Below are 13458 nucleotides of genomic sequence, written 5' to 3' on the forward strand. Positions count from 1 at the left end.
TTCAGAAGCGGAATCGGGTGGGTTCCTGGAAGCCGTGCAGGCGCGGCGCCAGGGTGTCGAAGACCTCGACGCTGCGGAACTCGCGCTCGCCGGTGCGGGTGACGATGGTGGCGCGCATCACCGGCTCGCTGCCGACGATGGTGGCCAGGCGCCCGCCGACCTTGAGCTGGTCGAGCAGCACCTGCGGCACCGCGGCGACCGAGCCAGACGCGAGGATCACGTCGAAGGGGCCCTCGGCCTGCGCGCCCCTGGAGCCGTCGGCCTGGCGCACCTGGGCGTTGGAGATGCCGGCGCGGCGCAGGTTGTCGGCGGCGAACTTCGCGAGCTCAGGGTGGATCTCGAGCGTCAGCACCTGCTGCGCCTTGTGCGCGAGCAGCGCGGCCATGTAGCCGGAGCCGGCGCCGATCTCGAGCACCTTCTCGTGCTTGTGCACGTCGAGCTCCTGCAGCAGCCGGGCCTCCTGCTTGGGCTCGAGCATCGACTCGCCGCCGGGCAGCGGGATCATCATGTCGACGAAGGCCATTGAGCGGTAGGCCTCGGGCACGAAGTCCTCGCGCTTGACCACGGCCAGCAGCGACAGCACGCCCGGGTCCAGCACGTCCCACGGCCGGATCTGCTGTTCGATCATGTTGAAGCGGGCTTGTTCGATGTTCATGGCGACCGTCCTAGGGGAAAACGTGGCGTTGGCAAAGACTTGCATTTTATTTCGCCTCCCCTGACACGAGCGGGTCGGGTGTGGCGCGCGCGCCGAAGCGCCGGCGCAGCCAGGCGCCGAGGTCGTCGAGCCAGCAGTAGACCACCGGCACCACCACCAGCGTCAGCAGCGAGGAGGCGATCACGCCGCCGATCACGGCCTGGCCCATCGGCGCGCGCTGCTCGGAGCCTTCGCTGAGCGCGAAGGCGAGCGGCACCATGCCGAAGATCATCGCCAGCGTCGTCATCAGGATCGGCCGCAGCCGCACGCGCGCCGCGCGCAGCAGCGCCTCCTCGCGCCCCATCGGTGTTCCGTCGAGGCCGTCGCCGGCAAGGCCCGCGCGGGCGCGGTTCGCGAAGTCGACCAGCAGGATCGCGTTCTTCGTCACCAGGCCCATCAGCATCACGATGCCGATGATCGAGAACAGGTTCAGCGTCGAGCCGAACACGAGCAGCATCGTCACGACGCCGATCAGTGTCAGCGGCAGCGAGGACATCAGTGCCACCGGCTGCAGGAAGCTGCGGAACTGCGACGCGAGGATCATGTAGATGAAGATCACCGCCATCGCCAGCGCCGAGATCGCGTGGCCGAAGGATTCCTGCATGTCCTTGGTCGAGCCGCCGAAGCGCCAGCGGTAGCCGCCCGGCAGCGGCTGCTCCTCGAGCACGCGGCGGATGTCGGCCGAGACCTCGCCGAGCGAGCGGCCGGCGGCGTTGGCGGTGATCTCGACCTCGCGGTTCATGTCGCGGCGGTTGATCTGGTTGGCGCCGCTCGCCTCGCGCACGTCGGCCACCTGCGACAGGCGCACGATGCGCGGGCTGCCGTCGGCGTTGCTGCCGACCGAGAGGCCGAGCCGGCGCAGGTCCTCGGCCGAGTCGCGCGCGCCGGGCGCGAGCTGCACCCGCACGTCGTAGTTCTCGCCGTCGCTCGCGCGCCAGTTGCCGACCGCCTGGCCCGCCACCAGCGCGCGCAGCGCGCTCGTGATGCTGCCGACGCCGAGCCCGAGGTCCGACGCGGCGTCGCGCCTCACGTCGATCGCCACCGTCGGGCGCGCCGCCCTCATGCTGCTGTCGAGGTCCACGAGGCCCGGGACGGCGCGCAGCCGCTCCTGCACCTCGCGGTTGATCCGCTCGAGCTCGGCGAGATCCGGTCCCTGGATCGAGAGCTGGACCGGCTTCTGGCCGCCGACCGCATCGAGCATGCCGACGTGGGTCACGGTGATGCCCGGCACCGCGGCGAGCCGCTCGCGCAGCGGGCCGGTGAGCTGCTCCTGGTTCAGCGCGCGGTCGGCGCGGTCGACCAGGCGCACGTAGATCGAGGCCTGGTTGCGGCCCTGCGCGGCGCCGCTGTTGATCGTCGTGACGGTGTAGCGCACCTCCGGCATCTGCCGGATGAGCGCGTCGACGCGGCGCGCGCGCTCCTCGGTCACCTCGAGCGAGGAGCCGACCGGCGTGTGGAAGCTGACGAAGGTCTCGGAGAAGTCGGCCTTCGGCACGAACTCGCTGCCGAGCAGCGGGATCAGGGCGAAGCTGCCGGCGAAGGTGGCGAGCGCGACGCCGAGCGTGGCGAGCTTGTGCCGCAGCGACCACGCGAGCAGCGACTGGTAGCCGTCGCCGAGCGCGTGCGAGAAGCGGTCCACCGCGCCGGTGACGCGCCCGAGCGTGCGGTCGTAGAGCGTGCGCCGCCCGCCTTCTCTCTCGGGGTGGATCGCCGGGTCGTGCCAGACGCTCGACAGCATCGGGTCGAGCGTGAAGCTCACGAACATCGAGATCAGCACCGCGACGACGATCGTCAGCCCGAACTCGTGGAAGAACTTGCCGATGATGCCGCCCATGAAGCCGATCGGCAGGAACACCGCGACGATCGACAGCGTGGTCGCGAGCACCGCCAGGCCGATCTCCTGCGTGCCGGCGAGCGAGGCCTCGCGCGCGCCCCGGCCCATCTGCGCGTGCCGCACGATGTTCTCGCGCACGACGATCGCGTCGTCGATCAGCAGGCCCACGCACAGGCTCAGCGCCATCAGCGTGACCATGTTGATCGAGAAGCCGAAGGCGTGCATGAAGCCGAAGGTGCCGATGAGCGCGATCGGCAGCGCCAGGCCCGTGATGACGGTCGAGCGCCAGGAGTTCAGGAACAGGAACACGATCGCCACCGTCAGCAGCGCGCCCTCGATCATCGTCTGCCGCACATTGGCGACGCCGACGCGGATCGGCCGCGACGCGTCGCGCACCACGTCGAGCTTCATGCCGGGGGGCAGCTCCGGCGCGATCTCGGCCACCGCGCGGTTCAGGCCGTCGATGACCTCGATCGTGTTCTGGCCCTGCGCCTTCTGCACGTCGAGCGCGAGCGTGCGCTGGCCGTTGTGCAGCGCGAGCGTCTCGGTCTCCTGCGCGCCGTCGACGACCTCGGCCACCTGCGCGAGATGCACCGGCACGCCGCCGCGACGCGCGACGACGAGCCGCTCGAAATCCTCGGGGCGCGCGATCCGGCCTTCGATCTGCACCACGCGTTCGCGTTCGGCCGAGCGCAGGCTGCCCGCGGGCAGCTCCTGGTTCTCGCTGCGCACCGCCGCGATCACCTGATCCACGCCGATGCCGAAGGCCTCCATCGCGTCGGGGCGCATCTGGATGCGCACCTCGCGCTTGACGCCGCCGACGAGCGCCACCGAGCCCACGCCACGCACGTTCTCCAGGCGCTTCCTCAGCACCTGGTCGGCGTAGCGGGTCAGCTCGAGCTGGCTCTGGCGGCCGTCAGGGCTCGTGAGCGCGAGCGTGTAGATCGGGCGGCTCGCGGGGTCGAAGCGCAGCACGCGCGCCTCCTCGACCTCCTCGCGCAGCGTCGGGCGCATGATCGACAGCTTCTCGCGCACGTCCTCGGCCGCGCGGCGGCCGTCCATGCGCAGGTCGAACTGCACGATCACGAGCGAGGTGCCCTCGTAGGAGCGCGAGTTGATCTGGTTGATGCCGGCGATCGTGTTGACCGCCTCCTCGACCTTGCGCGTGACCTCGGCCTCGACGATCTCGGGCGAGGCGCCCGGATAGTCCATCTGCACGACGACGGTCGGGAACTCGATGTCCGGGAACTGGTCGACCTTCAGGCGCTGCAGCGAGAACAGCCCGAGCACGACGAGCGCGAGCATCATCATCGTCGCGAACACCGGGTTCTGGATCGAGACGCGGGTGAACCACATGGGGCGGGCTCCGGGGGCGCGGGGTCGTGGTGCGGCGCGTCAGCGCGGGTCGGCGGGGGCGCGGGCGGCCTCGACGAGCCGCACCGGCGTGCCGGGGCGCAGGCTGCCGAGCGAGCCGCGCAGCAGCCGCTCGCCGCCCTGCAGCCCCTCGACGATCTCGACCGCCGCCTCGCCACCGGCCTCGCCGCGCAGGCCCAGGCGCACGCCGCGCTGCTGCACGCGGCCGTCCTCGATCAGCAGCACGTAGGGCCGGGGCTGGTCGCTGCGCACCGCGGCGAGCGGCACGTGCAGCACCTCGCGGCGCTCGAGCTCGATCACGCCGCGCGCGAACAGCCCCGCGCGCAGCGGGCCGGGGTTGTCGAGCGTCAGGTAGGCCGGCACCGCGCGGCTGCCCGGCAGCGTCGCCGGGTTGATGCGCGCCACGCGCGCCGGCAGCGGCTCGGGCCAGCCCTCCACCGTCAGCCGCGCGGCGGCGCCGGGGCGCAGCTGCAGCGCGTCCTGCGGCGGCAGCGCCGCCTCGAGCTCGAGCCGCGACACGTCGAGCAGCTCGACGAGCCGCGCGTCGACGCCGACGCGCTCGCCCGGCTGCACCAGACGCTGCGAGACCCGGCCGGCGAGCGGTGCGCGCAGCACCGTGTCGGCGAGCACCTTGCGCGCGAGGTCCGCGGCCGCGTCGGCCGCCTCGGCGCTGGCGCGCGCGGCGGCGGCGTTCGACTCGGCCGTCTCCAGCGCGTTGCGCGAGATGAAGCCCTGCGCCACCAGCGCCTGGTTGTTCTGCAGCGTGCGGCGCGCGATCTCGGCCTGCGCGCGCGCGGCCGCGGCGTTCTGCTGCGCCTGGCGCAGCCGCGCCTCGTGCTCGCTCGGGTCCAGGCGCACCAGCACCTGGCCGGCCTGCACCGCGTCGCCCTCGCGCACCGTGATCTCGCGCACCTCGCCGGCGACGCGCGCCTTCACGAGCGCGGAATTCACCGCGCGCAGCCCGCCGGAGACCTCCAGCGTGCGGCTGAGCTCGCCGCGCGTCGCGCCCAGCAGGTCGGCGGGGGTCAGCTCGAGCGCGACGGCCGCTGGCGCCGTGCTCGCCGCCTGCTGCTGCGCCTGGCGCTTGTGGACCGCGCGCACGACGGCCGTCCCGAGCGCCGCGACGACGAGCAGCGACAGCACGAGCCAGGCGAGCGAGCGGCGTTTCATGTCCGTGTCCTTCAGGCGCAGGCCGGGGGGCTGCAGGCGGAAAGCGTCAGGGGCGGGGCGTCGCCCCGCAGGCCGCGCAGCATCAGGTCGATCTGCACCTCGACGAAGCGGCAGGGATCGATCTGCCGCTCGGTGCCCATGCAGGGGCCGATGCTGTGCATCTGCATCGACACGAACAGCATCGGCGCCACCAGCGCGTGCACGGTGTACTCCGGGTCCGTCGCCCGGAACTCGCCGCGCTCCACGCCCATGCGCAGCACGCGCTGCAGCAGCGCATGCGAGGGCTCGATCACCTCCCGCAGGTAGAACTGCGCGAGATCCGGGAAGTTGCCGACCTCGGCCATCATCAGCTTCAGGATGCCGGAGGCCTTGGTCTCGCCGATGCGCTCCCACCAGCCGCGCAGCACCAGCGCGAGCAGCTCCGAGGCGCTGCCCTCGAAGCAGTCGACCAGCGCCATGCCCTCGGCGATCTTCGACGCGACGTTCTGGCGCACCACTGCCTTCAGCAACTCTTCCTTGCTGGGGTAATAGAGGTAGAGCGTGCCCTTGGACACGCCGGCGCGCGCGGCGACCTCCTCGGCACGCGTGGCGGCGAAGCCCTTCTCGACGAAGAGGTCGAGCGCGGCGTCGAGCAGCTCCTGGGGCCGCGCCTCCTTGCGGCGGCGACGCGGTGCGGGGGGATCCTGGGGGGGAAGAAGATCGTTGTTCATACTGACTGACTGGTCAGTAATGTAGGGGGCGGGACAAGTCGGGTCAAGCGCAGGGGCGAAGGCCGGGACGGGAAGATTGCGCACCGGCGCGCGTCTCGCTTGCGTGCCGGCCGGGGGAGGGGAGCCCGCATCCCTAGAATCGCCGCGCATGAACAGGAAATGGATCGCCGCCCTCGTCGCCTTGCTGCTGCTCGCGCTGGGCGCGGCCGCATGGTGGCTCGGCCGCGACGCCGAGGAGGCCGCTGCCTACCGCACCGCCCCGCTCGAGCGCGGGCGCCTGCTCGCGAGCGTGTCGGCGTCCGGCACCGTCACGCCCGTGGCACAGGTGCAGGTCGGCTCGCAGGTCTCGGGGCAGATGCGCGAGGTGCTGGTCGACTTCAACAGCGAGGTGAAGCGGGGGCAGCTGCTCGCGCGGCTCGATCCGGAGACCTTCGAGTACCGGGTGCGCCAGGCCGAGGCCGATGTCGACGCGGCGCGCGCCTCGGTGCTGACCGCGCAGGCGAACGTGCAGGCGGCGCAGGCTTCGCTGTCGCGCGCGCGGGTCGAGCTCGCCGAGGCGGGACGTGACCTCGAGCGCAAGCAGGGCCTCGTCGCGCTGGACTTCGTCTCGCCGGCCGAGGCCGAGCGCGCACGCGCCGCAGTCGCGACGCTCGGCGAGGGGGTGAAGGTGGCACAGGCGCAGCTGGCGGTCGCCGGGGCGCAGGAGCGAAACGCCGAGGCGGTGGTGCGCCAGCGCGAGGCGCAGCTCGCGCAGGCGCGCGTCGACCTGCAGCGCACGCAGATCCGCGCGCCGGTGGACGGCATCGTGATCAAGCGCAGCATCGAGCCCGGCCAGACGGTGGCGGCGAGCCTGCAGGCGCCGGAGCTGTTCGTGATCGCGCGCAACCTGAGCGACATGCAGGTCGAGGCGCTGGTGGACGAGGCCGACATCGGCCGCGTGAGCCTGGGGCAGACCGCGGGCTTCACGGTCGATGCCTTCCCGAGCCGGCAGTTCGAGGGCACGGTGCGCCAGATGCGCAAGGCGGCGGGCAGCTCGCAGAACGTCGTGACCTACACCGTGGTGGTGGGCTTCGACAATCCCGGCACGGCGCTGCTGCCGGGCATGACGGCCAACGTGCGCATCCTCACCGCGCGTCGCGAGGACGTGCTGAAGCTGCCGAACGCGGCGCTGCGCGTGCGGCTGCCGCAGGCCGAGCCGGTCGGCAGCGCGGCATCGGCTCGCTCCGCCGCGGCCGACGACGGCCCGGCGAAGGGCGGCAAGCCGGCCGCCGCCGGCGCTGCGCGCGGCCGCGTCTACCTGCCCGGCAGCGACGGCCGGCCGCAGGTGGTGGAGGTGCGGCTGGGGCTGAGCGACGGCAGCATGACCGAGCTGATCGTGGCGCCCGGCTCGCCGGAGGCGGCGCTGCTGCAGCCGGGAACGGCCGTCATCACCGGCGTGCCCGCGGGCGGCGCGGCGCGCAACCGCGCTCCGTCCGGCCCGCGCCTGCCGCTCTGAGACGGGAGTCCGCATGCCGACCGCGACCGTGCCGCCGCCGCCCCTCGTCGAGGCGCGCGAGCTCGTCAAGACCTACGGGCGGGGCGGCCACACCGTGCACGCGCTGCGCGGCGTGTCGCTCGACATCGGCGAGGGCGAGTTCGTGTCGATCATGGGCGCGTCCGGCTCCGGCAAGAGCACGCTGATGAACATCCTCGGCTGCCTCGACCAGCCCACGTCGGGCAGCTACCGGCTTGCCGGCGAGCCGGTCGAGGCGATGGACCGCGACGCGCTCGCGTCGATCCGCAACCGGCGCATCGGCTTCGTGTTCCAGCAGTTCAACCTGCTGCCGCGCACGAGCGCGCTCGAGAACGTCGAGCTGCCGATGGTCTACGCCGGCGTGAAGCCGGCCGAGCGGCGCGAGCGCGCGCTCGAGAGCCTGCGCCGCGTCGGCCTCGCCGAGCGCGCCGGGCACACGCCGGCCGAGCTGTCGGGCGGCCAGCAGCAGCGCGTGGCGATCGCGCGGGCGCTCGTGAACCGGCCGCGGCTGATCCTCGCCGACGAACCGACCGGCGCGCTCGACTCGCGCACCTCCGACGAGATCATGCGGCTGCTGGCCGGGCTGAACGCGCAGGGCATCACGGTGGTGCTGGTCACGCACGAGGGCGATGTCGCGGCCTGGGCCGGGCGGCGCCTCACCTTCCGCGACGGGCGCATCGTCGAGGACCTGCGGCAGGCGCCGCACCGCCCGCCGCCGCTGCCGGCCGGCGAGGAGGCGGCATGAACCTCACCGTGGCGCTGCGCTCGGCGGCGCGCTCGCTCGCCGCCAAGCCGATGCGCAGCCTGCTGACGATGCTCGGCATCATCATCGGCGTCGCGGCGGTGATCACGATGATCGCGGTCGGCAGCGGCGCGCAGCAGCGCGTCGACGAGCAGATCAAGGCGCTCGGTTCCAACGTGCTGCTCGTGACGCCCGGCTCGCAGAGCTCGGGCGGCGCGCGGCTCGGTGCGCAGACCGCTCAGACGCTCACCGACGAGGACGCCGCCGCGATCGCGCGCGAGGTGCCCGAGGTGCAGGTGGCGGCGCCCTCGTCGCGCACTGGCGCGCAGGCAGTGGCCGGCAACGCGAACTGGAGCACCTCGGTGTTCGGCACGACCAACGACTACCTGGTGGCGCGCGACTGGGCGCTCGCTGCCGGGCGGGACTTCGAGCCCGGCGAGCTCGCCTCGGCCGGCAAGGTGGCGCTGATCGGCCGCACCGTGGCGCAGCAGCTCTTCGGCGACGCCGACCCGCTCGACCAGGTGATCCGCGTGCGGCGCGTGCCGCTGACGGTGGTCGGCGTGCTCGAGGGCAAGGGGCAGAACGCGACCGGCCAGGACCAGGACGACCTGGTGATCGTGCCGCTGTCGACCTTCCGCAAGCGCCTCCAGGGCGGCGGCGGGCTGGTGCGGCGCATCGGTTCGATCAGTATCAAGGTACACGAGGGGCAGAGCATGCAGGCTGCCGAGGACGGCATCCGCGAGTTGCTGCGCCAGCGCCACCGCCTCCAGCCCGGGCAGGACGACAGCTTCAACCTGCGCAACCTGACCGAGGTGCTGCAGGCGCAGGAGGCGGCGGGCCGGGTGCTCGCGCTGCTGCTGGCGGCGGTCGCGGGGGTGAGCCTGCTGGTGGGCGGCATCGGCATCATGAACATCATGCTGGTGAGCGTCACCGAGCGCACGCGCGAGATCGGCCTGCGCATGGCGGTCGGCGCGCGCGGACGCGACATCCTGGCGCAGTTCCTGATCGAGGCGCTGGCGCTGTGCCTGCTCGGCGGCGCGATCGGCGTGCTGCTGGGGGGCGCCGCCACCGCGCTGATCGCGGCGCTCGCGGGCTGGCCGGTCGCGCTCGGCTGGGACGCGGTGCTGCTGGCGGTGGGCTTCTCGGGCGCGGTGGGCCTGTTCTTCGGCTGGTATCCGGCGCGCCGGGCCGCCGCGCTGCTGCCCATCCAGGCCCTGCGCCACGAATAGTCGAAAACCATTGAAGTGGCAGGAGGAGCCATGCAAGACAGTACGGACCAAGGCCGGCGGGCCTGGATGACGAGGACGGCGCTGGCGCTGGCCGGCGGCACAGCCGGGGCGCTGCTCGGCGGCTGCGCCGGCATGATCGGCCCGCGCACCGTCTCGCTGTCCAGCGAGGAGCTGGCGCGGGTGATCGGCAGCCGCTTCCCCTACCGCAACCGCTACCTGCAGACGATCGAGGTCGCGGTGAGCGCGCCGCGCCTGAGGATGCTGCCGCAGAGCAACCGCATCGGCACCGAGCTGCAGCTGACCGCGAGCGAGCTGCTGCTCAACCGCGGCTGGCGCGGCACCTTCGGCCTGAGCCACGGCTTGCGCTTCGAGCGCAGCGACGCGAGCGTGCGCGTCACGGAGCTGCGCGTGGACCGGCTCGACGTCTCCGGCGTGCCGAGCGCGATGGAGAGCCAGCTCGGGCGCATCGCGGTGCCGCTGGCCGAGCAACTGCTGCACGACTTCCCGGTCTACCGCTTCAGGCCCGAGCAGCTGCGCGGGCTGCAGGGGCTGCGTTTCGTGCCCGCGGGAATCGCCGTCACCCATTCGGGCGTTTCGATCACGCTCGAGCCCCAGCCGGTGCTCTGAGCGCCGGGGCCCCTCGGTATCATCCCCGGGGTTTTCATCACTTCACAGGGAAGTTGGTTTGGAATTCGCGCTACTGATCAAGGCGGCGATCATGGGCATCGTCGAGGGACTCACCGAGTTCCTGCCCATCTCGTCCACCGGCCACCTGATCCTCGCCGGATCGCTCCTGCAGTTCACCGGCGACAAGGTCAAGGTCTTCGAGATCGCGATCCAGACCGGGGCGATGTTCGCGGTGATGTGGGAGTACCGCACGCGGCTGCTCGCGACGATGCGCGGCATCGGCAGCGAGGCGGTTGCGCAGCGCTTCGCACGCAACGTGCTGATCGCCTTCGTCCCTGCGGTCGTGCTCGGCCTCGCGCTCGGCTCGCTGATCAAGAGCCACCTGTTCCACCCGGTGCCGGTGGCCACCGCCTTCGTGATCGGCGGCCTGATCATCCTGTGGGTCGAGCGCGGCCACCGCAGCGAGTACGGGGCGCGCGACCTCCAGGGGGAGCGGCGCGCGCGCGTCGAGACGGTGGACGACATGACGGCGCTCGACGCGCTGAAGGTGGGCCTCGTGCAGTGCGCCGCGCTGCTGCCGGGCACCAGCCGCTCGGGCGCGACCATCATCGGCTCGATGATGTTCGGCTTCTCGCGCAAGGCGGCCACCGAGTTCAGCTTCTTCCTCGGCATCCCGACGCTGGTCGGCGCCGGCGCCTACTCGCTCTACAAGCAGCGGGACCTGCTGAGCCTCTCGGACCTGCCGATGTTCGCGGTCGGGCTGGCGTTCGCCTTCATCAGCGCGCTCGTCTGCATCCGCTGGCTGATCCGCTACGTCTCCACGCACGACTTCCGCATCTTCGCCTACTACCGGCTGCTGTTCGGCGGGCTGGTGCTGCTGAGCTGGCACACCGGCTGGGTGAACTGGTCGGCCTGAATGCGAGGACCGCCGGCGGACAGGCGTCGCCGGACCCCCGCCGGCACGTTCAGCGCTTGCTGAACACCAGGTCCCACACGCCGTGGCCGAGCTTCAGGCCGCGGTTCTCGAACTTCGTCAGCGGCCGGTAGTCGGGCTTGGGCGCGTAGCCCTCGGCGGTGTTCTCGAGCGCCGGCTCGGCCGACAGCACCTCCAGCATCTGCTCGGCGTAGGGCTGCCAGTCGGTCGCGCAGTGCAGGTAGCCGCCCGGCCGCAGGTGCGCCGCGAGCCGCGCGACGAAGGCCGGCTGGATCAGCCGGCGCTTGTGGTGCTTCTTCTTGTGCCAGGGATCGGGGAAGAAGACGTGCACGCCGGCGAGCGATGCGGGCGGCACCATGTGCTCAAGCACCTCCACCGCGTCGTGCTGCACGATGCGGATGTTCGTCAGCCCGCGCTCGCCGATGTGCTTGAGCAGCGCGCCGACGCCCGGCGTGTGCACCTCGACGCCGAGGAAGTCGGTGCCGGGCAGCGTCTGCGCGATCGTCGCGGTCGCGTCGCCCATGCCGAAGCCGATCTCCAGCACCACCGGCGCCTCGCGGCCGAACACCGCCGCGAAGTCCAGCAGCTCGGCGGCGTAGGGCAGCACGAACTTCGGGCCCAGATCGGCGAGCGCGCGCTGCTGGCCGGTGCCCATGCGGCCGGCGCGCAGCACGAAGCTGCGGATCGCGCGGGGATGCTCGACGCGGCCGCCGGCCGGGCTGTCTTCGGGGCTGTCTGCGGGACGGGGGTCTTCGGTGCTCATGCGCCAGTCTCTCGTGGCGGGCGGCGCGCCGGCAAGGCAGGCCGTCCCAAGGAAAACGGCCCCGTGCAGGGGCCGTCGTCGTCGTTTCCTCGAAAAGCGGGCGCAGGGGCTGCACCGCCTCGGGGGCTTCCCGGTGCGCGGCCGCGATGCTTGCCGCACCCGACGACCGGACTCCCGAGGGCGCGGATTTTAAGCGATCGCCGCCGCCGCTCGGCTCAGGCGGCGCACCAGGGCGCGGGCGCGGCGACTCGCGCGTCGCGTCGATGCAGCCGCCGTCCGCACGGACGCCCACCGCGCCGCCGGGATCGGGGCGAGTCTCAGTGCAGCGGCAGCGGCCGATCTCCGTCCCCGAGGCGCTCGAGCGCGGTGAAGATGCGACGGCCCTTGTCGCCGGCGGCCCGCACCGCCGACTCCGCCAGCCGCAGCGTTCTCGCGCTCAGGCGGCGCTCGCTCAGCAGCCCGGCCAGCAGCCCGGCTTCGCCGAAGCCGCCTTCCTCGGCCGCAGCGATGAACTGCGTGAAGGTCCGGCGTGCGATCTCGATGCCCTCGTCGGTGGCGAACTGCGGCGGGCTGTGGGCGAAGATGCCCAGCGTCAGCACCACCTCGCCCGGGGTGAGCAGGTGTCGCTCGTCGGCGTGACGGCTCATGATGCCTCGCGCCGCTGCCGCGCCGCAGGGATGCCGGGAGCTCGCGCCTCGGGCTGGCGGCACCGGACCTCCTGGCTCGGCGCGAACAGGTCGCCGGCCGGTGGCTGCGGGCCTCGTCGCTCCAGCCGCCCCAGGAGATCGAGGCAGTGCAGCAGGCGGGACCGCGGGGCGCCGCGCAATTCGGCCGGGGCTGGAAGGGTGGGGGCGACGTTCGCGTCGGTCATGCCGGGCTCCTGCGGGAAAGGGCTGATGGGACGGGGACTTCGCGCGCCGGCTGCCGGGCCCCGGGGGAGGCGTCGCCGTGCTGCAGTCGAGGAGAGTCTGAACGGCAGCGCCGGCGCCGGCCAATCGTTTCCGCCAATCCCGGTGATTGCCGCCTGCCGCTTCCGGCCGCGGCGGCGCTCGTCCCCGGCTCCGGAGCGCGCCTCCTCACTCCCGGCGCGCGCAGGAAGCCTCGCTCAGCGCGCGTCGCGAGGGTGCCGGGCCCGGCAGCGGACGACCAAGGCCTCCAGGTAGCGCTCGAAGAGGGCCGCCGATTCGCGCCGGAACATGCGGATGCGTCCCGTGTGGCTGAGCACGAGCAGCCCGACGATGTGCGCGAACAGCGCGGTCAGCTCGGTCTGGGCCTCCTCCTCGTCGAGCCCGAGCGCCTCCATCGCGGCTCGCGCCGGTGCCAGCGCGTCGCGCAGCCGTGCGTTCAGCCGCTCGTTCAGGCCCGGCGTCAGCCCGCGCGGGCGCATGCCGTGAAAGAGGTAGAAGCCGAGGTCGAGATCGCGCGGGTTCTCGGCATAGAACTCGAAGAAGGCGCGCGCGCTCGAGCGCAGCGCGGCCTCGGCCGCCTCCCGGCGGGCCGCGGCCGGCATCCGGCCGGCCGGTGCCGCGCCTGCCGCGGGCGCCACGCGGCGCAGCAGGCGCTCCAGCGACTCGTCGAGCAGCGCCGCGTACACCTCCTCCTTGCTGGCGAAGTAGGTGTAGAGCGCCCCGGCGGTGTAGCCGGCGCGCCTGGCGATCTCGCGCATGCTGACGCCTTCGAGGCCCGATTCGAGGAAGGCCGAGCGGGCCGCGTCGAGGATCAGGTCGCGGCGCGCCTCGCTCACCGCCCGCTGCCGACGCTCGCGCGGCGTGGGCACGGCCTGCGCCGCTTCGTCTTCTTGGCCAGGGTTCATGCAGGGATTGTACGGATGACGAAAAAATGAACGGCGTTCAAATTTTCTCCTCCTG

General features: G+C 72.6%; 13 protein-coding genes. 5 read left to right on the top strand and 8 right to left on the bottom strand.

The window, feature by feature from the left end:
- Nucleotide 1 precedes the first annotated feature (1 nt).
- From D3A59_RS10030 to D3A59_RS10045, 4 genes are read right to left on the bottom strand one after another with little or no spacing between them, the layout of a single operon-like run.
- Nucleotides 2–655, bottom strand: coding sequence for a protein-L-isoaspartate O-methyltransferase family protein (locus tag D3A59_RS10030; protein ID WP_119154784.1), 654 nt, complete (start codon nucleotides 653–655; stop codon nucleotides 2–4).
- A gap of 46 nt (nucleotides 656–701) precedes the next feature.
- Nucleotides 702–3884 (bottom strand): efflux RND transporter permease subunit, encoded by a 3183-nt coding sequence (locus D3A59_RS10035; protein ID WP_119154785.1) that lies wholly within the window; start codon nucleotides 3882–3884, stop codon nucleotides 702–704.
- 39 nt (nucleotides 3885–3923) lie between these two features.
- Nucleotides 3924–5072, bottom strand: coding sequence for an efflux RND transporter periplasmic adaptor subunit (locus tag D3A59_RS10040; protein WP_119154786.1), 1149 nt, complete (start codon nucleotides 5070–5072; stop codon nucleotides 3924–3926).
- Between the two features lie 11 nt (nucleotides 5073–5083).
- Nucleotides 5084–5782, bottom strand: coding sequence for a TetR/AcrR family transcriptional regulator (locus D3A59_RS10045; RefSeq protein ID WP_119154787.1), 699 nt, complete (start codon nucleotides 5780–5782; stop codon nucleotides 5084–5086).
- Nucleotides 5783–5930: 148 nt separating this feature from the next.
- Between D3A59_RS10045 and D3A59_RS10050 the strand changes: the two genes are divergently transcribed.
- Genes D3A59_RS10050 through D3A59_RS10070 form a run of 5 tightly spaced genes read left to right on the top strand, consistent with a single transcriptional unit; the run spans nucleotide 5931 to nucleotide 10809 of the window.
- Complete coding sequence (locus D3A59_RS10050) at nucleotides 5931–7277, top strand: efflux RND transporter periplasmic adaptor subunit (protein WP_119154788.1); 1347 nt, start codon at nucleotides 5931–5933, stop codon at nucleotides 7275–7277.
- Between the two features lie 13 nt (nucleotides 7278–7290).
- Complete coding sequence (locus D3A59_RS10055) at nucleotides 7291–8040, top strand: ABC transporter ATP-binding protein (protein ID WP_119154789.1); 750 nt, start codon at nucleotides 7291–7293, stop codon at nucleotides 8038–8040.
- Nucleotides 8037–9266, top strand: coding sequence for an ABC transporter permease (locus D3A59_RS10060; RefSeq protein WP_119154790.1), 1230 nt, complete (start codon nucleotides 8037–8039; stop codon nucleotides 9264–9266). Before D3A59_RS10055 ends, D3A59_RS10060 begins: the two co-directional genes overlap by 4 nt.
- A 30-nt stretch (nucleotides 9267–9296) precedes the next feature.
- Entirely contained in the window at nucleotides 9297–9893 is a 597-nt protein-coding gene (locus tag D3A59_RS10065) for a DUF1439 domain-containing protein (RefSeq protein ID WP_119154791.1), read from the top strand.
- Between the two features lie 58 nt (nucleotides 9894–9951).
- Complete coding sequence (locus D3A59_RS10070; RefSeq protein ID WP_119154792.1) at nucleotides 9952–10809, top strand: undecaprenyl-diphosphate phosphatase; 858 nt, start codon at nucleotides 9952–9954, stop codon at nucleotides 10807–10809.
- A gap of 49 nt (nucleotides 10810–10858) precedes the next feature.
- Here the strand turns inward: D3A59_RS10070 and trmB are convergent, their stop codons facing one another.
- The 4 genes from trmB to D3A59_RS10085 form a co-directional block, all read right to left on the bottom strand.
- A complete protein-coding gene (gene trmB, locus D3A59_RS10075) occupies nucleotides 10859–11590 on the bottom strand; it encodes a tRNA (guanosine(46)-N7)-methyltransferase TrmB (RefSeq protein ID WP_119154793.1) in 732 nt (243 codons plus the stop codon).
- Between the two features lie 317 nt (nucleotides 11591–11907).
- Nucleotides 11908–12237, bottom strand: coding sequence for a hypothetical protein (locus D3A59_RS10080; RefSeq protein WP_119154794.1), 330 nt, complete (start codon nucleotides 12235–12237; stop codon nucleotides 11908–11910).
- The gene (locus D3A59_RS25330) at nucleotides 12234–12461 is read right to left on the bottom strand and encodes a hypothetical protein (protein ID WP_157991468.1); all 228 of its coding nucleotides are present in this window, start codon (nucleotides 12459–12461) and stop codon (nucleotides 12234–12236) included. Before D3A59_RS25330 ends, D3A59_RS10080 begins: the two co-directional genes overlap by 4 nt.
- A gap of 234 nt (nucleotides 12462–12695) precedes the next feature.
- Nucleotides 12696–13403 (bottom strand): TetR/AcrR family transcriptional regulator, encoded by a 708-nt coding sequence (locus D3A59_RS10085; RefSeq protein WP_119154795.1) that lies wholly within the window; start codon nucleotides 13401–13403, stop codon nucleotides 12696–12698.
- Nucleotides 13404–13458 lie beyond the last annotated feature (55 nt).

It is taken from the genome of Caldimonas tepidiphila (genome assembly GCF_003569765.1).
GTDB lineage: Bacteria > Pseudomonadota > Gammaproteobacteria > Burkholderiales > Burkholderiaceae_C > Caldimonas > Caldimonas tepidiphila.

Excerpts from the sequence above, each read along its gene's own strand:
- D3A59_RS10050 (WP_119154788.1), top strand. The coding sequence starts at position 5,931 with ATGAACAGGAAATGGATCGCCGCCCTCGTCGCCTTGCTGCTGCTCGCG.
- D3A59_RS10035 (WP_119154785.1), bottom strand. The coding sequence starts at position 3,884 with ATGTGGTTCACCCGCGTCTCGATCCAGAACCCGGTGTTCGCGACGATG.
- D3A59_RS25330 (WP_157991468.1), bottom strand. The coding sequence starts at position 12,461 with ATGACCGACGCGAACGTCGCCCCCACCCTTCCAGCCCCGGCCGAATTG.
- D3A59_RS10030 (WP_119154784.1), bottom strand. The coding sequence starts at position 655 with ATGAACATCGAACAAGCCCGCTTCAACATGATCGAACAGCAGATCCGG.
- D3A59_RS10040 (WP_119154786.1), bottom strand. The coding sequence starts at position 5,072 with ATGAAACGCCGCTCGCTCGCCTGGCTCGTGCTGTCGCTGCTCGTCGTC.
- D3A59_RS10080 (WP_119154794.1), bottom strand. The coding sequence starts at position 12,237 with ATGAGCCGTCACGCCGACGAGCGACACCTGCTCACCCCGGGCGAGGTG.
- trmB (WP_119154793.1), bottom strand. The coding sequence starts at position 11,590 with ATGAGCACCGAAGACCCCCGTCCCGCAGACAGCCCCGAAGACAGCCCG.
- D3A59_RS10045 (WP_119154787.1), bottom strand. The coding sequence starts at position 5,782 with ATGAACAACGATCTTCTTCCCCCCCAGGATCCCCCCGCACCGCGTCGC.
- D3A59_RS10065 (WP_119154791.1), top strand. The coding sequence starts at position 9,297 with ATGCAAGACAGTACGGACCAAGGCCGGCGGGCCTGGATGACGAGGACG.
- D3A59_RS10060 (WP_119154790.1), top strand. The coding sequence starts at position 8,037 with ATGAACCTCACCGTGGCGCTGCGCTCGGCGGCGCGCTCGCTCGCCGCC.
- D3A59_RS10085 (WP_119154795.1), bottom strand. The coding sequence starts at position 13,403 with ATGAACCCTGGCCAAGAAGACGAAGCGGCGCAGGCCGTGCCCACGCCG.
- D3A59_RS10055 (WP_119154789.1), top strand. The coding sequence starts at position 7,291 with ATGCCGACCGCGACCGTGCCGCCGCCGCCCCTCGTCGAGGCGCGCGAG.